A 22695-nucleotide genomic window follows, 5' to 3' on the forward strand; every position below is an offset into this window, starting at 1 on the left:
ACCGGCCTAAGCCGGTTTGATTAGAATAGGTTGATTTACCAGGTAGATGACGACCAGAAAACACGGCCAAGAACAACAAGTTGCTCTCTTCTTTGCTGGTAAGTAAGATTCTCGTCCTTAAACTCTTCTCGGTTCATAGAGCGGATAATAACGCCGCCATCTGGTTGTTCTATCAAGTATTTAACGCGAAGAAGGTCGCCATGACGGATGCCGTAAGCCTTTCCATCTCTGATTCTTGTGTCATCTGTGTTAATACCGACAACATCCCCATCAGATAGGCGAGGTTCCATACTGTTTCCAATTACACGGACGAGCTTAGCTGCTGCAATAGACACGCCTAGCTTATGGAGATAGTAACGCCTAAAAATCAGGGCAAACTCTTCTTTCTCAATAATTTCAACACTACCGCTTCCTGCGGAAAAATGAACGTCGATCAGTGGTATCTCCACAAATTCCTCGCTGTCTTGCGAACCGTCTTCCCACACCTTGGCTTTAAGCCTGGTCGGTTGAGCGTCTGAATCTGCAGATAAGTTTTCGAAAGGTAGATCGGGCTTAAATAGGTCGCTGACAGGGCACTCAAAGAAGTCAGCAATCTTTCTGATCATCTCATCGCTGTAACCCTGCTTAGCCCGTTCAAGGCGTGAAATATTCCCGACATCGCTATCAACAGCATTCGCGAGGTCAGCAATGTTAAGCCCCTTCTTAACGCGAAGGTGCCGGATATTACGACCTACAGTAGGGTCGATTTCTTTAGGTAGCTTCTTTTCGGTTTCCATGTCGCGATTTTTTCACTTATGTGCGTCGCACGCAAAGCGTCTTGCGCAAATTTAAAATGCGCATTAATATGCGTGTAGCGCAATTAAAAGGGGCCGCTATGCAAACACCACTTAGGAATATGCGTGTAAAGAAAGAACTCAAGATCACTGATGTAGCCAATGCGGTGAGTTGTGACCCTGGATACCTCAGCCGAGTGGAACGAGGGGTTCATACGGCCTCGCCCGAGTTAGCAGAAAGGCTATCCCGGTTTTACCACGGTGAAATCACTGAGCTTCAGATTCTTTACCCAAAACGCTATGAGCGTGCTGGTGATAACCAGCAGCAAATTGTTCAACCATCACTGTAAGACAACGGAAATTGTAAATGGAATCAGTCGCAACAAGTCGCAATTCAGTTCGTATCAACTGCAAACCTGAGTTGTTGGAGAGCTTCTTTCACAAAGAGGCAATTTTGCGCGGTAACAAGCCGCTGGCACTCGATATGGGTATTCATCCATCAGGGCTGAGCAGGGAGAAGGTAAGGCTGGTGGGTTTGGCCTGCCGCATGATCTCCCAGCTTGGACTGCCTGCTGGCTGTGTTGCTCAAACAGGATGCGAACAGAACGTAGTGCTGACCGGCGAGGTAGCCAAAAAGCTGATCTCAATGCTGGAAGGCATCCGGGAACCAAAGACGGAATAGGGGGCTTTATGGCCTGGGACACTTTTGTTTACGACAACGTCAGAAAGCAGCTGATGGCTGAGGGATTCAGTGAGGCCTTGGCTGTAGGGGGGGCAGTACGCAGCGGATCTGTATCGCCGGAAGTCACAGGCGAGCAAGAAAGGTGCGATGTATGACGACTGTCTTGCTATGGCTCGGCGGTATGTGTTGGGGAGTTGCACGAAGGACGAGAAGCCTGTGGCAGGGAAGAAAAAAAGCCGAGCAGCTGCAACTGGTCGGCCATCACTTTTCTAATCACTAACAATAAGAGGCGAGTTCATTATGGCAAACGTAGCGATCTGTGGCAACAGCCTGAAAATGACCAGCCGTGAAATTGCCGAACTTACTGGCAAGCAGCACGGCCACGTCATGCGCGATATTGAAACCATGCTTGAGCAGCTTGGTGAAAACGCTGAGGGGTATATCCAGCTTTGGCTACACCCCCAGAACGGACAGTATTACCGGGAATATGCCCTCGACAGAGAGCACACCGAATGTCTGGTTACTGGGTATAGCGCCAGCTTGCGCATGAAGGTCATTAAGCGTCTGCATGAACTGGAAAGCAACCAGTCACCGACGTTGCCACGGACTCTCCCCGAAGCCCTACGCCTTGCCGCTGACCTGGCTGAGCAAAACCAGCACATGGAAACCCGGTTAGCCATTGCCGCCCCAAAGGTCGAGTTCGCTGATCGTGTGGGTGAGGCAAAAGGTGTGCTGATCGGCAACTTCGCCAAGGCGATTGGCGTGGGACAAAACAAACTCTTTGCATGGATGCGTGATTCTGGGGTGCTGATAGCCACTGGCGCACGCCGCAACGTACCCCGACAGGAATACATGGATCGCGGTTACTTCACCGTCAAAGAGACGCCGGTACTGACCAATCACGGCATTCAGATTTCATTCACAGCGCACATCACCGGCAAGGGCCAGCAATGGCTCACACGCAAGCTGAAAGAGTCTGGTGAGCTGCCTGACTTGCTGGCGGGCTAACTGATGGAAGAAGAGCACATCGAGGCTTTGGACATGTACTTCCGAGACAGCTATGGGGTTGTGGTGCACGTCATTGGCGTGGACACGAATAACCAGCGAGTGATTTTCAATCGCCCGAGCTTCTTCGGTCGGCCCGGTTATGAGCATGGTCTGTGTGTCTGCCCGCGAAGAGATTTTAAGAAAAAATTCAATAAGGTTGAAGTATGAAGCCATCAGATCTAGTGCGCGAATTTGGCAACCCGGTTGCGTATTACCCAGGGCTGGTGAAGCACTTGGGTACCGTCAACGCGGTTGTCCTGTTCTGCCAGTTCTTCTACTGGACTGGCAAAGAGACGTCCGAATTAGGGATATACAAGACCACTGAGGAGATCGAAGTGGAGACTGGGCTTACCTATGAAGAGCAGTTGAACGCGCGCAAAAAGTTGAAGCGAAAAGGCGTGCTGATAGAAACAAATAAGCGCCTTGAGCACAAAATATACTATCGCATTGATACTGACAAATTGGACGCAATCCTAACGCAAGCTATTGATATTTCCCCAAATGGGCAAAACCCATCTCGGGAAACCGGGAAAGCCCATTTCGCGAACACGGGAAACCCTGATTCGCCAACACGGGAAAGCCTCGTTGGCGGGGACGGGAAAGCCCATTTCGATCCTACAGAGAATACAACAAAGAATACTACAGAGATTACTACAGAGAAAAAGACTGTACGTCAGTCGGCTGCGCCAACCGACCAGTCGCCAGAGGACTCTCTGAAAATCGATTACACCGCTGTGCTGGAGGCATTTCACACCACGCTGCCAGAGCTGCCTGTTGTGCTCAAGATGACTGATGGACGCCGTAAGGGGCTGCGTAAGCTCTGGAAGGAGTACGACCTGAACCAGGATAAGTGGGGGGCTTACCTGCGCTACATCGCGAAGAAATGCCGCTGGATGCTGGAAGACCGCGCAGACACCCACACGGGCAAGACCTGGCGGAAAAAGGATTTTGATTACCTGATTACTGAGGCGTGTTACCTGAGTGTGAAAGAGGAACGGGCTAACGACAGGCCGAAGGTTCAGCGCTTGGACAATGCGGCACGTGATGAGGCTTACACCCGGCTGGTATCCCAGAAGCAACAGCCCCGCAACGAAGTAGAGCGACTGGCGAAAGAAATGGTTGGCTCACTGAGCAGAACCATCACGGAATACGATGCCCGCCGCGCATTTGTAGGTATTTGGGCTGAAGCAGTAACCAGAGCCAGTGAGAACGATTTAGCGAGGATTGCCTGATGAGAATGATTCTTAAGTCCAGCGTACAGCGCGATATGGGTATTGCTCTGATTAAGGCTGATCAAACCATGCTGCCGTACCTGACAGGCCGTGTGATGATTTCAACCGTACCTGAAGAATACAAGGAATCACCAGACGGGATTTTGCCGAAGGTCGAGCATGAGATAGCGAACGATCCGCGCCTGCAGTCATTCTTTAAACACAAGCGAGTTATTGACGCCGCTGGTGGAATTAACGCAATGGAAGCCTGGGCAACGCGCTTCATGGAGTGCCAGTACTGCGGAGATGACAAACCGCGTCAACTGAACACTCGCCGCTATGACAATGGGGCAATGCGTATCTGCTGGGGCTGCGACAACAAGACTGACGGGCACTTATCGCCAAAGCTTGATGCAATAGCAAACGTGAACATGGCCCGCTGGGTGGTTGAGACGGCGAAATGGCGTCTTAAGTCGGAAGGCCAGTTAACTATCCCTGAGCTTGTACTGTGGGCGGCCATTTCCGATGTTGTTGACCTGATCCCCAATGACGTATCAGCGCAAATACTTGGCTTGCCGAAACCAATTTTCGTATCAGGCCCGAAAAAGGAATCTGACATGCAGGTTGGCCCTTCGCCTACAGAGATTCTGACCAAGGCCGCGATGAAAGCTTTCAAGGTGGATCCTGAACCTCCGAAGGCTTTCATGCTGCGACCAAAACTGACACGTGTCGAAGACAGCAAATATACACGCTGGGTGAAAACCCAACCGTGCTGCAGTTGTGGTGCGCGTGCTGATGACCCTCACCACATCATCGGCCATGGGCTGGGTGGCATGGGTACTAAGCCAAGTGATTATCTGACAATCCCATTATGCCGAACCTGTCACCGCAACCTACATGACAACCCAACAGCGTGGGAAGCGGAAAATGGTAGCCAAACGGACCTGTTTGCGCAGTTCTTTGACTACTCGGTTGGCATAGGGGCTATCTCGTGAAGAGTTATCCCATCACGCCAATACCAAAACCACGCATGACACAAAAAGACCGGTGGGCCAAGCGCCCGCCAGTTCTCCGCTATCGGGCATTCTGCGACGAGGTGAGATTGCACCGTATATCGCTGCCTGAGAGCGGCTATCACGTGACGTTTGTATTACCCATGCCAGATAGCTGGAGCAAGAAGAAACGCGCTGAGATGGCCGGTAAACCGCATCAGCAGAAGCCAGATAAAGACAATCTGGAAAAGGCGTTGTTGGATGCCATTTTTGAGGACGACTGCCGGATCTGGGACGGTCGAGTAACAAAGGTTTGGGGCGAAGTAGGCCAAATAATTATCGGAGAAATAGCATGAGAATAGAGCACGCACTTTTAGCCAGCAGCCCGAAGTCTCCTTCGATTATGAGCATGGCACCGGAAACCAAGGCCCAATCAAAATTAACGACTGACCAGGACGGCGTACAGCAGGAACGGAGGGTGGTTCGTGCCTCACAATGCCAAGGCGGTGGGCAGGGTGGCTATACCGATGTCATGGTTGCATTGGGAATCACTCAGTCCAGAGAGGCACAGGGGCTCAGTCTTCTCTATGCAAAATATAATAAAGATAAATCAGAGAGGGAGAAGGCCATAGAGAGGTTGGCTCAGTACGCAATTAAGCAGGCACCAAAGCTGGTGGGTAAAGCCGCTGGCAGGCAAATGGCACGGTGTATGGTGTTGCTTTCGAAACTGGCAGTGGATGACTTCTGCAGAACGGCAGATATAGAGCGGGCTCGCTGTAGATGCGGCGGCAGTGGGAAGACCTACGACATAGCAGCCACAAAAGCTGGTGGGCAGACTGTTGAGAAAACCTGCATTAGATGTCATGGGACAGGCTTAAAGCCAACAACAACAGCGCCAGCTCACAAGGTAGTGAAGGGGCTTATACCTAACCTGAGCCAGCAAACGTGGAATAGAAACTGGCAGCGCTTTTATCAGATGCTGATCAGTAAGTGTTACCAGGACGCAGAAGCCGCAGAGAGAGTGCTTAGCAGAGTGACGTCAAATTAACGGGATTGTGCAGTATGGCGACAATTTTATAAATTTTATCAACCAAGTCTTGCATTATTGCGTAATTTTGGCTATATTTTGTCTTAATGATGGGATTTCAATGCCTACGGGCTGACAAATCACCACTGCCACATTAAAAGAACCCGCCTCCGTGCGGGTTTTTCCGTTCTTAGCGCCCAATGCCTCACTCAATGACGTATGTCGACTCGCATTCGCGGCGCTAACCCTTATCTATCACCCGGAGCCGGGACTAATCCCCGGAAGGGGGAGGTATGAGAACCATGCCGGAAAAAATTGCAGATAGCGCCACGCATGGGGGCTGGCTGATTGGCCTACTGCTCGGGGCGATAAATTATTTTTCGCCCAGTGAATGGATGGTGATCGGCATTTTCGTCGGCATTCTCTGCTCTGTGATCGGGTGCGTCGTCGGCGTCTGGTTTAGATGTCGTAGAGAAAAACTGCTCAAAATGTACCTGATTGACCGATCAAACAAAAACATCAGTACTCAGGACATTGACCTGATAGGGGGCGAGTAGTGGCTACGATGAAAAGCAAACTCAGTGCCGCCATGCTGGCGTTGATTGCTGCCGGCGCATCAGCCCCGGTGATGATGTCGCAGTTTCAGGATGAGAAAGAAGGACAGCGGTTAACGGCGTATCAGGATGAGGGCGGGATCTGGACAGTCTGCGGTGGTGTGACAATGGTCAACGGCCGGAAGGTTGTGAAGGGCCAGCGCCTGACTGCCGAGCAGTGTAAACAGATTGACGCAGCCGAACAGAAAAAGGCGCTGGACTGGGTCGACCGCAACGTCAAGGTGACGCTGAGCGAACCTCAGAAGGTAGGTATTGCGTCATTCTGCCCGTGGAACATTGGCCCCAGCAAATGCTTCACTTCGACGTTCTACAAAAAGCTGAATGCCGGTGATCGCCCTGGTGCATGCCGAGAGATCCGCCGCTGGATATTCGACGGTGGACGGGATTGCCGCATTCGCTCCAATAACTGTTTCGGTCAGGTGCTACGACGCGACCAAGAGGCTGAGCTCGCTTGCTGGGGGCTGGACAAATGAAGCCTTTACTCATTCTTGGCGCAGCATCAATCGTCTTGGTTTCTCTGCTTTGCACCGTGGTCAACTACTACCACGATAAATCGGAGAGACTGGGGAACTCGGTTAAGCAGCTTCAGAGCGATAACAGCCTACAGGCGACGACAATCGCCACTCAGGCGTTTCAGTTCCAGCGCGCCAACGAAATCAGCAACGCGGCGAACCAATACGGCATCACCACTGACGCAGCCACCCAGGGGAAAGAAATTGAATACCGGACGATCCTCAAGAATCAGCCGACGTGTGATCTGGCTGTTCCCGCTGCTATTGCTGGTGGGCTGCTCAACTACACGCACCGTTTACGTTCCCGCGCAATGCCAGCCGATACCGGCGACGCTGACGCAACCGGTGCTGGCACCACTGCCTCCAGTCCGCTGACATACTGCCAGGCGGTGCTGTGGATTGACCCGCTGCTTGCGGCGCTCGATAAGGCGAACAACCAGCTGCTGGCGATACGTGAATTAGATGCAGACAAAAAATAGAAAATTCTGCAAAAGGCATTCACTGAGTGCCTTTGACAGAATAAACACACTGAATTCCCATGCAGCAGTCAACGGCCGCTCCGGGGTTATATCCAACGAACCAGCAGGAAGTTCTATATGAGTGAAGCTAAACCGCAAGATGGCAGCACCGTGAAGGGATACCGCACCTTGACCGCCGACGACATCGCGCAAATGAATGATCTGAAAGAAATCAGTCGTAATTTTGCGAACAACTCGACATCGAACGCACACACATCTCGCTGGAGACGGTAGAGGCGGGCTCTCCGGAAGACGTCAATCGCGGGGAGGCTGTGCGCTGCCTGGCTATCGCCCGCACCAAGGTGCAGGAGGCCTGCATGTGGGCTTGCCGTGCAGTGGCTCGTCCGGATGCGGATTGTTAATAGGCATTCCAGGTGGCCATTGCGAGTACCTGCTTCTGGCGATACGTCATCATGAATTAGAAAGGAAAACTCCGTGAAGAAATTTATGATTAAGGTCATCAGCTCGGTTGTTTCATATGGGCTGTTGGCATTGCTGATTTATGGCTCACTTACCGACACAGCTTCGTTAGTGGGCGTAGCTGCCGCTGCGTACTGGGTAATTGTTATTCTCGGCTTGCTCGTAGGAATACTGATTTTGGCTGTCAGTTATGTGATACCTGGCGAGAAAGACGAGCAGAAAAAACAGAAGCTACTAACGGTAATCCAGGGCGCTGTAAAAAAAAGAAACCCATTTCTGCGCGGTATCGGCTGGATTTTTTTCATCGCTATCACCTTACTACTGGCTTACTCAGGGTGGGTGTTTACAGCCGTAAGCTACGCGCTGTCGGTGTTGATGGTTAAATTCATGATATCGATAGCGCGCGACAACGTTAAAGGTATGGCGGTTTAGTTTGTATTAAGGGGGTTGCATGGCAGGTTTAAAAGAGCTGTCGGCTCAACTCCAGAGCGTACGCAAGCAAATCCCGTTTGCTACTGCACAGGCGCTTACCAGTGTGGCAAGAAAGATAGAGGCGGCGGAGAAAACCGCGTTTAAACGCCATCTGGAGAACCCCACGCCGTTTACCGTCAACTCGGTCAAATCGTTCGGTGCCCGGAAAAGCAACCTGAAGGCCAAGGTATTTGTGATGGATACCGCCGCCAGTTATCTGGAGCCATTCGAGTTCGGCGGGCAGCATAAGCTGAACAGCCAAGCGCTGCTTAACCCTAAGAACATCAAATTGAACAAATACGGCAACCTGACACGAAGCAAGATGACTCAGCTAAAGGCTAAGTCGGATGTGTTCATTGGTGATGTTGACGGCACCAACGGCGTCTGGCAGCGACGCAAGGCCAAGAAAGGGAAGAAGGGTAAGAAGCGGCGTAAACGTTCTTCCAATGGCACACGGCAACCACGCATGAAGATGCCGGCGCCGAAACTGCTGATTCAGTTCGGTGATGCGCTGCCCGTTAAGCCGACGTTGGGTTACTTCGATCGGGCGCAGGCGATGGCCAATGCGCTGATGCCTACAGAGCTAAGCCGGGCGATGGCAGAGGCGATGAAAACGGCGAAGTAGCTACATACACAGTGAGAGGTAAGCATGAACATTATTGGTACCGAACATAAACGGCGGCTTAAGTTGTTGTCATTGCAAGCGGCAGCATCGCTTAAGCACGCAGAAGCCTTCGAAGCAGTTCGCGAACACGGTAAGTCGGAAGAGGTTGCCGAAAAGGATTTGTTATCACTCCTCTCGTTTCATGCTGAGAAGATGGGCTATACACTGGTAGAAAAGACCGCGTGCGATGAGGAGTCAGAGCGCATGGGAAGCGATGGCGAGCATGGGTAATTATGGGAAGAAAAGCACCAACACCGTGCCCGTATACGTACGAGGAGATGATCCAGCGGCGGCCAGCAGCACCACCGACGCCGCCGAAGGCATACGCAGCAGGCAACCCAACACCAAGCTCTGACCCGACCACGGCACACTGCTACTGTCATGACCTCATTCATCCGGGTGATGAGGTAACCTGCCTGGTGCGGTTCAAAAAAGTTTGAGCCGGTGCCCCTCCCCGGAGCCTCCAGAAAAAAATGGGTCCTTCCCAGCACTTTTGTAAAGCACGGGCATTGCGCGCCGCGTTCTGCGTCTAGCTATCAACTTTTGAAATTTGGGTAACAGGTAACACTGAGGTAACAGATGAACCAGTCAGATTTTGCCAAACTTCACGGCGTCAGCCGAAAGACGGTAACGAGCTGGAAGGCCCGCGGTTGGCTGGTTCTGGCCGGAGACGATATTGATGTCGAGGCGTCGAACGCCAATATTGCTCGATTCCGAAAAACTGTTACCCGTCCGGAAAAAAAAGCGGCAGGTAACAAACAGGGTAACAGAACAGGTAACAGATCCTCGGGTAACAAGTCAGGTAACAAAAACGATAAGGATCTTCCCGAGTCTGCGACTGAAACCGTCAAGCGAATGATTGCAGAACACGGCGTCACAATGACGCTTGATGAAGCGCGCCAGATGAAAGAAAACTTCCTCGCGTTGCTTACCCAGCTCGAGTACGACATTAAATCCGGGCAGGTGCTGCCGTACAAAGACATGATTGAGGCCGTAGGTAATGAATACGCCCGCATGCGCACCCGCCTCATTGCGATTGCTCCTGAACATGGCCCCCGGTTGCGGGTGCTGGCTTCTACCACCAACGACGCGGAGTTTGTCCAGGCACTGCAGGAGGTGGTTTACGAGGCGATGGAGGAATTGAGCCTTGATGCAGATAACAACCGAGGAGAGAACTAACGCTGCAGCCTGGCAGAATTTCACCGGGGAGCTGCGCCAGCGTCGCTCCGATGTTCGCCCCCCAGAGCCGCTTTCACTGAGTGAATGGGCTAACAAATACGCAGTATTGTCGAAAGAGACCAGCGCTCAAACAGGGCGGTTCCGCTCTTTTGCTTATCAGGACGGCATCATGGATGCCATTACTGATCCCACGGTGACGCAGGTATCAGTGATGAAGTCGGCGCGTGTCGGCTATACCAAGATCCTTGACCACGTTGTGGGCTATTACCTGGCTCATGACCCGTCACCGATCTTAATTGTTCAGCCACGCGTAGAAGATGCCGAGGACTACAGTAAAACCGAGATTGCGCCAATGCTGCGCGATACACCTGTGCTGGCGGAAATTTGTGGTGACCCAAAAGCAAAGGACAGTAACCAGACCATCCTCAAAAAGACGTTTGCCAACGGTGCCAATTTAACGCTGGTGGGGGCAAATAGTCCGGGTGGTTTCCGGCGTATAACTTGCCGCGTCATTTTGTTTGATGAGGTTGATGGTTACCCGTCTGGTGGCGCCGGTATGGAAGGGGACCAGATAGCGCTGGGTATTAAGCGGTCGGAAACGTTCTGGAACCGCAAAATTGCCCTGGGTTCAACACCGACAGTAAAAGGGACCAGTCGTATTGAGAAGGCGTATGACGAAAGCGATCAGCGCCGTTATTACGTGCCGTGTCCGCATTGTGGTGAACATCAGGTATTGGAGTGGGGCGGCCCGGACACCCCTTATGGCATCAAATGGGACAAGGATGAACACGGTGAGGGCATCCCAGAAACAGCTTATTACGTGTGCCGCCATAATGGCTGCGTGATCCACCATAACGAAAAATCCTCAATGGTGAAACACGGAGAGTGGCGGGCAAGCAAACCGTTCAAAGGGCATGCCGGCTTTCACATCTGGGCAGGGTACAGTCTGTTCCCCAACGCCGCATGGAAATACCTGGTTGCCGAATGGCTGCGGGTTAAAAATGATCCGCTGATGCGGCAGACATTCATTAACCTGGTGCTGGGCGAGCCGTATGAGGATCGCGGCGAAAAAGCGCTGAGTGAAAAACGGTTGCTGGAACGCTGTGAAGTTTATGCAGCTGAAGTGCCTGATGGGGTGGCCGTGCTGACCGCTGGTATTGATACCCAGGATGGGCGCTTTGAAATTGAAGTCACAGGCTGGGGCCGCAACGAGGAAAGCTGGTCTGTTGCTTTTGACGTTATAGAGGGTGACCTGGAAACCGATGAACCATGGAAACGGCTTGATGCATACCTAAAACAGATCTGGCGCCGGGCCGATGGGCGCGGTTTTACCATCATGGCAGCTTGCATGGACTCCGGTGGCCACCATACCCAAAAGGTGTACGAGTTTGCCAAAGAGCGTCTTGGTCGTCGTATTTGGGCTATCAAGGGCGAATCCGCACGCGGTGGCAAACGTTCGCCGGTTTGGCCGACGAAAAAGCCGACATCTCGCTCTAAGGCCAGTTTTAAGCCGATCATTATCGGCGTGAATGCGGCCAAGGATACCGTTCGAGGGCGTTTGCATATTGAGCCCCCCGCGCCTGGGGAACCCTCCGCAAGCTATATGCATTTTCCTGCCGATCGTGATTTGAATTACTTCAGTCAGCTGTTGGCGGAGCGTTCTGTTCTTAAAGTGTCCGGTGGCCAGCGTTTTCGGGTTTGGGAACAAATACCCGGGCGGGCTAACGAAGCGCTGGACTGCCGGGTGTACAGTTATGCGGCGTTGTGCGGGCTGTTTTATCTCGGACTGAAACTGAACCAACTGGCAGACAATATCGTGGTAAATCCCGATCGTCTGTTGCCAGCGCCACAGCAACCCGAAGAAAAACCCAATCTTCGTCTGCCTGGCGTCATCATCGAAGAGACAGAAAAGCCGAAGCGTAAGCGCCTGTCACAACTTTTGCCCTCTTAAGGATCCCTATGTTTAACCGTAACACTAGCCTGCTGGCCGGTGCGATGACGCCTGCGCAATTGCAGGACGCATTGGCGAAGGCGCAGCAGGCCTATATTGACCTTGCTGCCGGATCCCGAGGTGTCTCGTTTTCGTATACGCAGGGAGATGGCACACGTTCTGTTTCCTACCAGCAATCCTCCCTGGCTGATTTGATGGCGTTGATCCAGTTGCTGCAGGCTCAGTTAGGTATTGTTCCCCGCCCACGCCGGCCGATGAGGTTTAGATTCTGATGAGTGACATCAAAATTTTAGGCCCGAATGGGCAACCGCTATCCCCAACGCGGTCAAAGGCATCCATGTTGGTAGGGGGGAGCCGCGTGCCCTACGATGCGGCGGATTCCTTCAGTGACCAGTTGGCAAACTGGCAACCGGCGCTGTGGTCGCCCGACAATGAGATCAATATTTATCGTGATCGCATTGTCTCCCGTGTTCGGGATTTGGCTCGCAATGATGGGTGGGCAAGCGGCAGCATTACCCGGGTGTTGGATAACGCCATTGGCGCGAACTTTCGCCCCATACTCAAGCCTGACTACCGGATGTTGGCTCTGATGACGGGGAACAAGTCGTTTGATGCAACCTGGGCGGATGAGTACGGTAAGGTCATCGAGGCACACTGGCGGTCGTGGGCCCAGGATGATCCGGGACGTTATTGTGACGTTGAGAGGAAACAGACGGTCTCGCAAATGCTGCGGCTGGGTTTCCGACATAAATTGATTGATGGCGATGCGCTGGCGGTACTTCAGTATCGCCCTGATCGGCTTGGGCGAGGTCGAGGGCGCTACGCTACTACGGTGCAGATTGTTGACCCTGATCGCCTGAGCAACCCGCAGCAAAATTTTGATATGCCGAATATTCGTGGCGGTGTCGAAATTGATGGTGATGGTGCGCCAGTGGCTTACCACATCCGTGAAGCACATATCGGCGACTGGTGGAGCGGTGCCAAAACGATGACCTGGCAGCGCATTCCACGGGAAACCGATTGGGGCCGACCGCATGTGGTGCATGATTATGACCATGAGCGTGGCGCCCAACACCGGGGAAATGGGATCTTAACGCCGGTCGTCCAGCGTTTGAAAATGCTGATTAAGTATGACCAGTCGGAGTTAGAAGCGGCAATACTTAACGCAGTATTCGGCGCTTATGTTACCTCGCCGTATGATCCGCAAATGGTTGAGTCGGCAATGGGGGAAAGCCTCGACGAGACCAGCATTGGGGTTTACCAAGAAGGACGCGTCGATTTTCACAACGATCGGCGCATATCACTACAAAATGGGTCAAGAATGCCTATTTTGTACCCCGGTGAAAAAATAGAAACGGTTAACGCTTCGCGTCCGCACAGTAATTTTGAGGTGTTTGAGAGCGCTGCGTTACGTAACATCGCCGCTGCTACCGGGCTGTCTACCCAACAAGTAACACAGGATTGGTCAGACGTTAACTACAGCTCGGCGCGCTCTGCAATGCTGGAGGCATGGAAAACGCTGACCCGGCGGCGTGATGATTTTTCTGCAGGATTTGCCCAGCCGATCCTCTCCGCGTTTATCGAAGAAATCCACGACACGGAAGATTTACCGCTGCCGAATGGTGCGCCGCATTTTCTGGACGCACGGGCGGCTTATTGCCGTGCGCGCTGGATGGGGCCTGGACGTGGCTGGGTGGACCCGGTAGCAGAGAAGAAAGGTGCCATTCTCGGTATGGATGCTGGGCTTTCAACACTGGAAATGGAAGCTGCGGAAAACGCGGGTGAAGACTGGGAAGAAATGCTGGACCAGCGGAAACGCGAAATTGACGCATTTAAAGAGCGTGGGCTCCCATTACCAACCTGGGCTCAGGCCGAAATATTCGCACCAGAAACGATAAGAGATCCGGAGGCAGAGTGAATTTACCGCACCTGGCGCAGCGGCTGTTTAACACGCCGTTGGCGCTGCACCCCCAAAAAGCCGAAGTCGTCATGGCTGCCATGATGGACCGCTTCGGGATAACGCGCATCAATACCTTGGCCTCCGACTGGCTGGGAGAAGACGACAGTTTTACCCGTAAAGCACGAAAGCAGGATGCCGGCTATGACGTGGTAGGTGGTATCGCAGTTATCCCTGTTCAGGGAACCCTGGTTCAGAAACTCGGCACGTTGCGCCCCTACAGCGGTATGAGCGGGTACGACGGAATACGCCAATCATTCCTTACGGCGATGAATGATCCAGAGGTGGCTGGCATCTGTCTGGATATCGATTCACCGGGTGGAGAGGTTGCTGGGTGTTTTGACCTGGTGGATGAGATTTATCACGCCCGCGGGTCAAAACCAATCCACGCCATTCTGACTGAAAATGCCTATTCCGCCGCATACGCCATTGCCAGTGCCGCCGACCGGATCCACGTACCGCGCACCGGCGGTGTCGGGTCTGTCGGTGTCATCGTTATTCACTGTGATTGGTCACAGCGAATTAAGGAGGACGGACTGGCAGTGACCATTATCACCTATGGCGATCGCAAGGCTGAAAGCAATCCTTACGTCAAACTGACCGATCAGGCCCGCGCCGCGATACAGGATGATGTGGATACGATGGGTAGGCTTTTTGTCAGCACGGTAGCCCGAAATCGGGGGATCTCTGAGAAAACTATCCGTAATACCCAGGCTGCCTGTTTCCTGGCGGCTGATGGCGTACAACTGGGGCTGGCTGACGCAGTCATGACCCCTGACGCCGCATTCCGAAAATTATTCACCGAAGCAGGAGCTTAACGTATGTCTTACTCAAAGTTTGCCCACCTGATGGGTTTTAAGAAAAAAGCCTCTGAAGATGAGGATGACGACAAAGAAAAAGGTAAAAAGGCGAAATCCCGCCGCGCGGAAGAAGAGCGCGATGACGAGGAGGATGCTGAAGAGGAGGATGATCGCGAAGACATGGAAGACGATGATGACAGCGATCCTGATGCCGAAGAGGACGACGACAAAGAAAAGGGCAAAAAGGCGAAGTCTCGTCGTGCGGAAGAAGACGATGATGCTGAAGAGGACGATGAAAACAGCGATGTGAAAAAAGGTCGCCGGGCTGAGCGTAAACGTTGTGCTGCCATCTTTGGCAGTAAGCATGCCGCCGGACGCCCTGATATGGCGGCGCACTTAGCGTTCAGCACCCGCATGAGTGCAAGTGAAGCTATTGGCACGCTGGCAACGATGGGGGCTGTTACTCCGATGAAAGCAACGCGTGTATCGCTTGATTCGCGTATGCAAGCCGAACAGGTACGGCTGGGCCCGGATGGCGATAAGCCTTCAACGGGTAAAAAAGCGCTGGCAAGTAAGATGACCAGCCTCTATGACTCTGCACGAGGTATCAAGTAATGGACCAGTTTGGACAAAATCAATTCGCACCGAGCATGGAAAGTTCGCTGTTCGTACCCGATCAGCTGGTTTCCGGCCCGTTACAGCTGGTCACTGACTCGGTCACGATCGGTGTTTCAGGTGCGCTTAAACGTGGGACGGTACTCGGCATGGTCACCGCGACCGGCGCGTACATCATGAGCAAAAAAGACGCTACCGACGGCAGTGAAAAGCCGTCCGCCATTTTGGTCGATAACGTAGACACCACCACTACAGCACAAACTGGCGGTGTGTATCTGATGGGTGAGTTTAACCAGCATCGCCTGATCTTCGATGCGACCTGGACCATTACTGAACTGAAAGCGCAATTCCGCCCTCTGGCCATCTTCCTGCGCGATAGCATCCAGTCGCCAGTATCCTGATCTAACCCTTTTGAAACGTAACTGATGCCAGTGCTTTGGCAGGGTTGCACTCGTCCTGAATTCTGGCCGGCTACGATGCCGGCATCATAAAGAGACTGAATATGGAAAACATTTTTGATACCAGCGTGCTGGTGCAGGTCGTCCCTAACCTGAAAACCAGCCAGAACTGGCTTCTGGATCGCTTCTTCCCAAACGTTGTGACGTACGAAACGGAAGAAGTAGCCATTGATGTGGACGTGGGTCTGCGTCGTATGGCGCCATTCGTATCGCCACTGGTGGAAGGCAAACTGGTCGAGAGTCGTAAATACCAGACCAATACCTTCAAGCCGGCTTATATCAAAGACAAGCGCGCGCCTGATTTGCGTAAACCTATTCGCCGTCAAATCGGGGAGCGTATCGGCGGCGAGTTTACTGCCGCTGAACGTGAAATGCTGAACCTGCAATTCGAGATGGCCGATCAGATTGACATGATCAACCGCCGCCTTGAATGGATGGCGAGCAGCGCCATGGTGTCAGGAAAAGTCACCGTGGCAGGGGACGGTTATGAAACTAAGGTGGTCGATTTTGGCCGCTCCTCAGACCTGACCATCACGCTGAGCGGTTCGGATAAGTGGCCGTTAACCGTCGCAGCGGGCGCGACCAATACCCAGCCATCGGATGATATTGAGGTATGGCAGACGCTGATCCTTAAGAATTCCGGTGCTGTACCGACCGACCTGGTGTTTACCAGCAAGGCGTGGAGAGCGTTCCGACTGGATACCACCATCAAGGATAACGCCATCACCTTCCCGGCGCTGAGCCCGTTCGGTAACCAGGTCAATGCTGGTCCACAGGCTCAAAAAGGGGCTGTTTATAAAGGGCGTTGGGGTAACTTTGACCTGTGGCTGTATAACGACTGGTTCATCGATCCGCTGGACAACGTTGAGAAACCGATGATCCCCGATGGTGCTGTCATTATGTCGGGCGCTGACCTGATGGGCACTCGTGCGTTTGGCGTGATCCTTGATCCTGCATTCAATTATGGCCCCCTGGCCTACGCCCCTAAGACCTGGGTGAAAGAAGACCCGGCACAGCGCCTGCTTATGATGCAATCTGCTCCGCTGGTCATTCCAAGCCGGGTTAACGCCGCGCTTTGCGCTACGGTGGTGTGATATGGCTAAAAAATCGCAGGATAACGAACTGGGCGGTTTGCCGCCCGAGTTGCTGGTGGGTGACCAAGAAATCCCGGAAACGTTGAAGGTTGACGATCAGGACCACGATAATTCTGCCGACACCGACACCGACACCGACACCGACACTGGCGATGATTCGGATGACGATGAGGACGGTGAAAAGCTGCCGGACGGCATGGCTTCAGTAGTTGTCACCAAAGGTAATACGGTGCGCCATGATGGCTGTGACTATTCAGAAAACCGGGCATTCACGTTGCCGGTAGCTGATGCGCAACGGCTGATCGGCCTGGGTGTGGTTGCTGATGTTGAACAACTCCGTAAGCTGGCGTTGCTTCGCAGTGCGCCGGGCGTATCTGTGCAATCGGGGGAGTAATGGGTATCGACTGGGATCAGCATTTGCTTGCACCGTTGCACGGCGTTTTTGGTGACCCGGTTGAATACCGTCCTGGCGGCGGCGCTGAGCCTTACACCGTTAGCGGTATATTCGACCGGGCCTATACGCAAGAGGTCGAGCCGCTGGACGATGGCAGCACTATCAACACCACCAAGCCTGTGCTGGGTGTGCGTGATAGCCAGTTCAGGGCGCCACCTAAACAGGGGGATAGGGTATTTGTCGGCATCGTCGGTGGGGTGCCGGTCAATACGCTGTTTGCCGTTGCGGATGTTCAACCTGATAGCCATGGGGGGACGAAGCTTATTCTCAATAAGGTGAAAGTATGAACCCCAGAGGGATAAGGCTGCTGGTCATTGAGGCGCTGAAGAATAAAACCGATGCAGGCGATCGGGTTTATTCGCCACGGGACTGGCCGACTACAGCGGATATGTACCCTGTTATTCTGGTGCAAACGCCGATCGACGTTAAGAGCTCACTGGGCCGTAATGTTCCCCAGTTCACCACTGTGACCACTGTTCGCCTCACGGGCCGTTTGCAGGAGCTGGACGATGCAGCGAAAGACAATGGGGCAGAGAAGGCCGAAGAGGCGCTGGAGGCATTACGCGAGCAGATAGAACGCGCGGTGATCAACAGTTATGACCTGACTCGCAAGATTCAGCAGTTTTTGCAGGTACGCTCCGCCATTGGTGTTGATGCTGACGGTGAAGGGCACACAGCCCAATTGCTGATGGAACTGGACATTGAATATTACCAGGGCCCTGAAGAGTTCTATGAAATCGATACGGAACCTCTTGAGGGAATGGACGTGACGCTCTCCATGCCTGATGGCACCCCCGAACCACTCTTAAAAATCGATCTGGAGTAACCCTATGTTTGTGAAACCCGTACCGGGGCGCATTGTGCGCGATCCGGTCAAGGGCACCTTTTTGCCTGAATCCGGCGAACAGGTGCCTGATGATATTTTTTGGGGGCGCCGCCTGAAGGATGGCGATGTTGAGAAATTCGACCCGAACGCGACAGCAAAACCAGCTGCAGGGAAGAAAAACCAGGAGAATGATCAATGACCGTTCCATTTAATCGCCTTCCCTCCAATCAGCGCGCGCCATTTTTCTATGCCGAGTTTGATAACTCGATGGCCAACACGGCGACCGCAGTTCAGCGCACGCTGCTGATCGGGCAAATGCTGCCTACAGCAACTGCAACGCCTGGTATCCCGCAAAAAGTATCGTCTGATTCGGCGGTCGCCGGCATCTGCGGCAGCGGTTCAATGCTGCACAACATGATGACCGCGTATCTGGCCAATGACATTTCAGCTGAGCTTTGGATCCTACCTCTGGCTGATGGCTCCACGGGAACCACGGCAGCGACCGGAAAATTACAGGTAGTCACAGCTGCAGCCGCTACCGGGGTGCTGTCTCTCTACATTGCTGGCGTGCGTGTGCAACTGACGGTGGTCAGCACTGATGACAAAGTTGCTGTGGCGGCCGCCATTGCAGTGTTGATCAACGGTCAAAGCAAGCTGCCGGTTACTGCTGTCGTGGATGTCACAGCAACGGATACGGTGAACCTGACGGCGAAAAACAAAGGTGCGCACGGTAACAGCATCGATATTCGTCTGAATTATCTGGAGGCGGCCGGCGGAGAAGAAACTCCGCAAGGTATGGAACTGAAAATTACACCAATGGCCTCGGGGGCTGGCGCACCTGAACTGACGGATGCGTTGGGTAACCTGCAGGATCGGGCCTTTGACTTTATCGTCAATCCGTACACGGACACCGTGTCACTGGATGCCATGAAAGAGTTCCTTTCCGATGCCACTGGCCGCTGGTCCTACGCTCAACAGCTTTATGGGCATTCTTTCGGCGCTCTGGCGGGTACCTACGGTTCCCTTTCTGCTGCCGGTGAAGCCCGCAATAACCAACATGAAACCTTGCTGGGTATCAAAGGATCACCGACACCTGCTTATCTGTGGGCTCCCGCATTAACCGGTGCCATTGCGCCTAGCCTGCGTAATGATCCGGGTCGCCCGACACAAACGCTGACCATCAACGGTGTTCTGGCGCCGCCGCTGGAAGATCGTTTTGCGCTCACGGAACGCAACAACCTGCTCTACAGCGGCATTTCGACTTTCACTGTGGCTGATGACGGCTCTGTGCAGGTTGAAAAGACGATCACCACCTACCAGAAAAACAAGTTTGGCGACGCGGACGATAGCTATCTGAATATCGAGACGCTGTTCCTGTTGATGTTTGTGACACGTTTCCTGCGCACTCAGATCACCTCCAAGTTCAGCCGCATGAAGCTGGCCAATGATGGCACGCGATTTGCGCCGGGTTCGGCCATTGTTACGCCGAATGTGATCCGCGCAGAACTGATTGCCCAGTATCGCACGCTGGAATACAACGGTTATGTGCAGGACTCAGCGGCATTCGCCAAGACGTTACTGGTGGAACGGAACAGCAGTAACACCAAGCGCATCGATGTGTTGTGGACCGGCACGCTGATCGACCAGCTGGAAATTTTCGCACTACTCAATCAATGGCGTCGCGCGCAGACCGCAGCCTAAGGGGGATTTATGGGAGATACAACTAACCGCCTGGCCGGTACCGCTTACGTCACCATCGATGGGCTAACGGTCATGGTCGCTGGCCAGTTCAAGTACAGCCCCGGTAAAGTGGAACGTACCACGTTGACGGGGATGGATACTGTCCATGGTTATAAGGAAAAACCACGGGCACCGTTCATTTCTTACCAGGCGCGTGACAGTGGCGGCACGTCTATCGCGCAGATCAACGACTCAACCAATGTTTCTGTTGTCGTTGAGCTGGCGAACGGGAAAACCATCATTGGCGAAAATATGTGGTCCGTGAATACGCAAGATGTCGATAGCGAAGAAGCGGTGTTTGATGTTCGCTGGGAAGGCGGCTCGGTAACGGAGTATTGATATGGCGGTACTTGATAAAACCAAAACGATTGTGCTCTGCCAGGCGCTGACAGTTGGCGATACCCGTTATGAGCACCTGGATCTGAAAGAACCCGCGCTGGCAGAGGTGGAACAGTTCTATGATCTGCAGCGTGCCAAAAACAGTATGGCCGCAATGAAACTATTAATCGCGCTGAACTCGGGGGTGACTGAAAAAGCGTTAGGCGCCATGGCATTTACCGATTACCGGAAATGTGAGGACTTCCTGATGTCTTTTTTAACCTTCGATCCCTCGACGGATGGCAACAGTTAGCCGCTGAGGTGACGAAGTATTACGGATGGGGGCCACGCGATGCGTGGTCTCTGACCCGTACCCGGCTGGATTTTTGGGCTGACCAGGCCCGTCGTATCAACAAAGCGAAGGCGGGCAAGTAATGGCCAACTCATTCGATTTTGAGCTGAAGGCTAATGACGAGGCGTCGGCCGCGATATTGCGTATTGAAGAGGTGGTAAAAAACCTCAACCCGCTCCTAGATAAAACACGCGATGCATTGGCTCTGGGTGGTCAGGATTCGAGAGATAATCTGGACGGCCTTGGGAGTAGCTTTGACGTCCTGGCAAAAAATGCCCGCAGTGGTGTTCAGTTCATCGGTGATCTGGTTCCTCCACTAAAAATGGTGGGAGGGCTCACCCTGGGGCTGGGGGGCGCGGCGGCTGTCGTCAATGTCGTCAAAAACAACCTGACAAACTTTGCCAACACCGGTTACCGCATCGATACCATCGCCAAAAACGTCAATATGACGGCTGATGCCTTTCAGGAACTGACTGGAGCCATGATTGAGAACGGTAGCGCACGAGAAGCTGCCGAGGGTTCAGTTGGCGATCTATTTGAAAAGGCGAACGATGCAGCACATGGTCGTAATGACGGATTTTTGGCACTCCTGAAGCAGCGTGGAGTGGGCATTAGCCTAACCAAGGATGGGTTGGCTGACGTTGGCAAGCTGGTTAACGATCTCAATCGCTCCATGCAGTCGCTGCCATCCGGCCAGCAAGCGTTGTTTGCCAATAAGCTGGGGCTTTCGCCTGAACTGCTCAGCTATTTGCGCAACACCACCAGTGAAGTGCAGCGCCTGAAAGACCAGGCCCGCCGTGACGGTCTTATTTTTAGCGATAAGGATCTGCAGAACGCCCTGGCGTTTAAGCAGCAACTGAACCAGATCGGGGCAGCCTATGATGGGATGTTGCTGAAAGGGCAGGCGTGGTTGGGGCAATCTGAGACGCTGGCGGCATCGGTAGACCAGATAAAGCAGGTGATGTCTAACGGGCTGGACAGTACGGCGGTCGGGTCGATCCTGACCTTTAACCGTGGAGGAAAACAGGCCGATATTATACGCAATGCGCAGGGCGACGATAAATTTAAAGACACGCTTTCATGGAAAGAGAAGCTGGATTTAAAACTGGGTTACGCATCAGAAGACCTGATCAAAAAGCTCGATGGGTATTACAAGCCGGTGTGGCGTGCTGATCGGTTGAAAGGAGATTTGGAAAAGGCCACCACACCGCTGGCTGGAAATATCAATACCGAAACTGGCCAAACTCCCTACGGGCAACAGGGCAATAATGCGCTTGGTTTACGGAATAATAACCCGGGTAATTTGCGAGCGGCACCCAATGCCACAGGAAAAAATGGGGGCTTCTCTACCTTTTCATCCCCTCAAGACGGACTTGCGGCCCTATCGCGTCAACTCCAGCTTTATGGAGATCGTGGGAACAATACACTGAATGGGATTATTCACACTTATGCGCCCAGGTCGGAAAATAAAACTCAGGCATATATTGATGCTGTTTCAAAGCAAACTGGTTTTAATCCAAGTGATCGCATAAATCTTCATTCACCCGAAGTGCTTGAGAAGCTAATTCCCGCCATCATCAAGCATGAAAATGGTGTTCAGCCGTACACACGGGATGATATTTCGAAAGGGATCAATGATTCTGTGAATGATGTGCGGTGGAGCGGCCTACGTGACCAGAACAATTTGTTCGATCAGCGTCAGTCTGGCGCGTTTGACTTTTGGCAACAGAACCCGAGAAACAATCCGGTCTTTCCTGCGTCAACGGCACCAGGTCAGGTACAGGACACGTCATCGAATCAGCCTTCATTGTTTTCGCCGGAAGAGCACACAGACCAGGCTGTAGGCCAAATAACTGAGGCTATGACTAAGGCTATTGATGAGAATAAGTTCCAGTTGGAAATTACGCTGGTGAATCCTCAGACCGGGGAACGCCGAAAAGTGCAAACGGATGGTGGAGGGCGTGTAGCGCTTTCCATGCAATCACTCAGTTAGGCCCGCTTCGGCGGTTTTTTTATTTCA

Annotated in this window: 31 protein-coding genes and 1 pseudogene; 31 read left to right on the forward strand and 1 reads right to left on the reverse strand. The window is 53.0% G+C overall.

Going from position 1 to position 22695, the window contains the following annotated elements:
• Positions 1-35: 35 nt before the first annotated feature.
• Entirely contained in the window at positions 36-776 is a 741-nt protein-coding gene (locus ACGS9J_RS06450) for an XRE family transcriptional regulator (protein ID WP_442230172.1), read from the reverse strand.
• A gap of 98 nt (positions 777-874) precedes the next feature.
• Here ACGS9J_RS06450 and ACGS9J_RS06455 point away from each other — a divergent pair, with 98 nt between their 5' ends.
• From ACGS9J_RS06455 to ACGS9J_RS06605, 31 genes and pseudogenes are all read left to right on the forward strand, one after another.
• Positions 875-1123 carry a helix-turn-helix domain-containing protein gene (locus ACGS9J_RS06455; RefSeq protein ID WP_442230173.1) on the forward strand — a complete coding sequence of 83 codons (249 nt, stop codon included), beginning with the start codon at positions 875-877 and terminating at the stop codon, positions 1121-1123.
• 17 nt (positions 1124-1140) lie between these two features.
• Positions 1141-1455 (forward strand): hypothetical protein, encoded by a 315-nt coding sequence (locus ACGS9J_RS06460; RefSeq protein WP_278432079.1) that lies wholly within the window; start codon positions 1141-1143, stop codon positions 1453-1455.
• A gap of 297 nt (positions 1456-1752) precedes the next feature.
• Positions 1753-2463 carry a phage antirepressor KilAC domain-containing protein gene (locus ACGS9J_RS06465; RefSeq protein ID WP_420030055.1) on the forward strand — a complete coding sequence of 237 codons (711 nt, stop codon included), beginning with the start codon at positions 1753-1755 and terminating at the stop codon, positions 2461-2463.
• A 3-nt stretch (positions 2464-2466) separates the two neighbouring features.
• A complete protein-coding gene (locus tag ACGS9J_RS06470) occupies positions 2467-2670 on the forward strand; it encodes a DUF4222 domain-containing protein (RefSeq protein WP_261130918.1) in 204 nt (67 codons plus the stop codon).
• Complete coding sequence (locus tag ACGS9J_RS06475; RefSeq protein ID WP_442230174.1) at positions 2667-3734, forward strand: hypothetical protein; 1068 nt, start codon at positions 2667-2669, stop codon at positions 3732-3734. Before ACGS9J_RS06470 ends, ACGS9J_RS06475 begins: the two co-directional genes overlap by 4 nt.
• The gene (locus tag ACGS9J_RS06480) at positions 3734-4708 is read left to right on the forward strand and encodes a DUF968 domain-containing protein (RefSeq protein ID WP_442230175.1); all 975 of its coding nucleotides are present in this window, start codon (positions 3734-3736) and stop codon (positions 4706-4708) included. Before ACGS9J_RS06475 ends, ACGS9J_RS06480 begins: the two co-directional genes overlap by 1 nt.
• A 35-nt stretch (positions 4709-4743) precedes the next feature.
• Positions 4744-5061: a RusA family crossover junction endodeoxyribonuclease gene (locus ACGS9J_RS06485; RefSeq protein WP_442230176.1), complete on the forward strand. Its 318-nt coding sequence runs from the start codon at positions 4744-4746 to the stop codon at positions 5059-5061.
• Positions 5058-5753 (forward strand): antitermination protein Q, encoded by a 696-nt coding sequence (locus tag ACGS9J_RS06490; RefSeq protein ID WP_442230177.1) that lies wholly within the window; start codon positions 5058-5060, stop codon positions 5751-5753. The genes ACGS9J_RS06485 and ACGS9J_RS06490 overlap by 4 nt, the downstream gene beginning before the upstream one ends.
• Positions 5754-6025: 272 nt before the next feature.
• Positions 6026-6289, forward strand: a complete 264-nt coding sequence (locus ACGS9J_RS06495) for a phage holin (protein ID WP_442230178.1) — start codon at positions 6026-6028, stop codon at positions 6287-6289.
• Positions 6290-6297: 8 nt separating this feature from the next.
• A complete protein-coding gene (locus ACGS9J_RS06500) occupies positions 6298-6819 on the forward strand; it encodes a lysozyme (RefSeq protein WP_442230311.1) in 522 nt (173 codons plus the stop codon).
• On the forward strand, positions 6816-7337 hold the full coding sequence (locus ACGS9J_RS06505; RefSeq protein WP_442230179.1) for a hypothetical protein: 522 nt from the start codon (positions 6816-6818) through the stop codon (positions 7335-7337). The genes ACGS9J_RS06500 and ACGS9J_RS06505 overlap by 4 nt, the downstream gene beginning before the upstream one ends.
• 117 nt (positions 7338-7454) lie before the next feature.
• Positions 7455-7738 (forward strand): annotated as a pseudogene (locus ACGS9J_RS06510) (Acb2/Tad1 domain-containing protein).
• 73 nt (positions 7739-7811) lie between these two features.
• A complete protein-coding gene (locus ACGS9J_RS06515; RefSeq protein WP_442230180.1) occupies positions 7812-8228 on the forward strand; it encodes a hypothetical protein in 417 nt (138 codons plus the stop codon).
• 19 nt (positions 8229-8247) lie between these two features.
• Positions 8248-8892 (forward strand): hypothetical protein, encoded by a 645-nt coding sequence (locus tag ACGS9J_RS06520; RefSeq protein WP_442230181.1) that lies wholly within the window; start codon positions 8248-8250, stop codon positions 8890-8892.
• Between the two features lie 24 nt (positions 8893-8916).
• Complete coding sequence (locus tag ACGS9J_RS06525) at positions 8917-9162, forward strand: hypothetical protein (RefSeq protein ID WP_442230182.1); 246 nt, start codon at positions 8917-8919, stop codon at positions 9160-9162.
• Positions 9163-9510: 348 nt separating this feature from the next.
• Positions 9511-10110, forward strand: a complete 600-nt coding sequence (locus ACGS9J_RS06530) for an RNA polymerase subunit sigma-70 (RefSeq protein ID WP_442230183.1) — start codon at positions 9511-9513, stop codon at positions 10108-10110.
• Positions 10082-12061 (forward strand): phage terminase large subunit family protein, encoded by a 1980-nt coding sequence (locus ACGS9J_RS06535; protein WP_442230184.1) that lies wholly within the window; start codon positions 10082-10084, stop codon positions 12059-12061. The genes ACGS9J_RS06530 and ACGS9J_RS06535 overlap by 29 nt, the downstream gene beginning before the upstream one ends.
• Before the next feature lie 8 nt (positions 12062-12069).
• Positions 12070-12333, forward strand: a complete 264-nt coding sequence (gene gpW, locus ACGS9J_RS06540; protein ID WP_207977164.1) for a gpW family head-tail joining protein — start codon at positions 12070-12072, stop codon at positions 12331-12333.
• Positions 12333-13979: a phage portal protein gene (locus ACGS9J_RS06545; RefSeq protein WP_442230185.1), complete on the forward strand. Its 1647-nt coding sequence runs from the start codon at positions 12333-12335 to the stop codon at positions 13977-13979. The genes gpW and ACGS9J_RS06545 overlap by 1 nt, the downstream gene beginning before the upstream one ends.
• Positions 13976-14836, forward strand: a complete 861-nt coding sequence (locus ACGS9J_RS06550; RefSeq protein WP_442230186.1) for a S49 family peptidase — start codon at positions 13976-13978, stop codon at positions 14834-14836. Before ACGS9J_RS06545 ends, ACGS9J_RS06550 begins: the two co-directional genes overlap by 4 nt.
• A gap of 3 nt (positions 14837-14839) precedes the next feature.
• On the forward strand, positions 14840-15433 hold the full coding sequence (locus ACGS9J_RS06555) for a hypothetical protein (RefSeq protein WP_442230187.1): 594 nt from the start codon (positions 14840-14842) through the stop codon (positions 15431-15433).
• Positions 15433-15834 carry a head decoration protein gene (locus tag ACGS9J_RS06560; RefSeq protein ID WP_442230188.1) on the forward strand — a complete coding sequence of 134 codons (402 nt, stop codon included), beginning with the start codon at positions 15433-15435 and terminating at the stop codon, positions 15832-15834. Before ACGS9J_RS06555 ends, ACGS9J_RS06560 begins: the two co-directional genes overlap by 1 nt.
• A 101-nt stretch (positions 15835-15935) precedes the next feature.
• Positions 15936-16985: a major capsid protein gene (locus ACGS9J_RS06565; RefSeq protein WP_442230189.1), complete on the forward strand. Its 1050-nt coding sequence runs from the start codon at positions 15936-15938 to the stop codon at positions 16983-16985.
• Between the two features lies 1 nt (position 16986).
• Entirely contained in the window at positions 16987-17379 is a 393-nt protein-coding gene (locus ACGS9J_RS06570) for a hypothetical protein (RefSeq protein ID WP_442230190.1), read from the forward strand.
• Positions 17379-17726 carry a head-tail joining protein gene (locus ACGS9J_RS06575; protein WP_442230191.1) on the forward strand — a complete coding sequence of 116 codons (348 nt, stop codon included), beginning with the start codon at positions 17379-17381 and terminating at the stop codon, positions 17724-17726. Before ACGS9J_RS06570 ends, ACGS9J_RS06575 begins: the two co-directional genes overlap by 1 nt.
• Entirely contained in the window at positions 17723-18265 is a 543-nt protein-coding gene (locus ACGS9J_RS06580; protein ID WP_442230192.1) for an ATP-binding protein, read from the forward strand. Before ACGS9J_RS06575 ends, ACGS9J_RS06580 begins: the two co-directional genes overlap by 4 nt.
• Before the next feature lie 4 nt (positions 18266-18269).
• Positions 18270-18464: a DUF2635 domain-containing protein gene (locus ACGS9J_RS06585; RefSeq protein ID WP_442230193.1), complete on the forward strand. Its 195-nt coding sequence runs from the start codon at positions 18270-18272 to the stop codon at positions 18462-18464.
• A complete protein-coding gene (locus ACGS9J_RS06590) occupies positions 18461-19966 on the forward strand; it encodes a phage tail sheath subtilisin-like domain-containing protein (protein ID WP_442230194.1) in 1506 nt (501 codons plus the stop codon). The genes ACGS9J_RS06585 and ACGS9J_RS06590 overlap by 4 nt, the downstream gene beginning before the upstream one ends.
• A 9-nt stretch (positions 19967-19975) precedes the next feature.
• Positions 19976-20344 carry a phage tail tube protein gene (locus ACGS9J_RS06595; RefSeq protein WP_062790459.1) on the forward strand — a complete coding sequence of 123 codons (369 nt, stop codon included), beginning with the start codon at positions 19976-19978 and terminating at the stop codon, positions 20342-20344.
• 1 nt (position 20345) lies between these two features.
• Positions 20346-20636: a phage tail assembly protein gene (locus tag ACGS9J_RS06600; protein ID WP_442230195.1), complete on the forward strand. Its 291-nt coding sequence runs from the start codon at positions 20346-20348 to the stop codon at positions 20634-20636.
• Between the two features lie 121 nt (positions 20637-20757).
• The gene (locus ACGS9J_RS06605; RefSeq protein WP_442230196.1) at positions 20758-22668 is read left to right on the forward strand and encodes a hypothetical protein; all 1911 of its coding nucleotides are present in this window, start codon (positions 20758-20760) and stop codon (positions 22666-22668) included.
• Positions 22669-22695: the final 27 nt, after the last annotated feature.

The sequence above is a fragment of the Serratia quinivorans genome (assembly GCF_052113645.1).
GTDB lineage: Bacteria > Pseudomonadota > Gammaproteobacteria > Enterobacterales > Enterobacteriaceae > Serratia > Serratia quinivorans_B.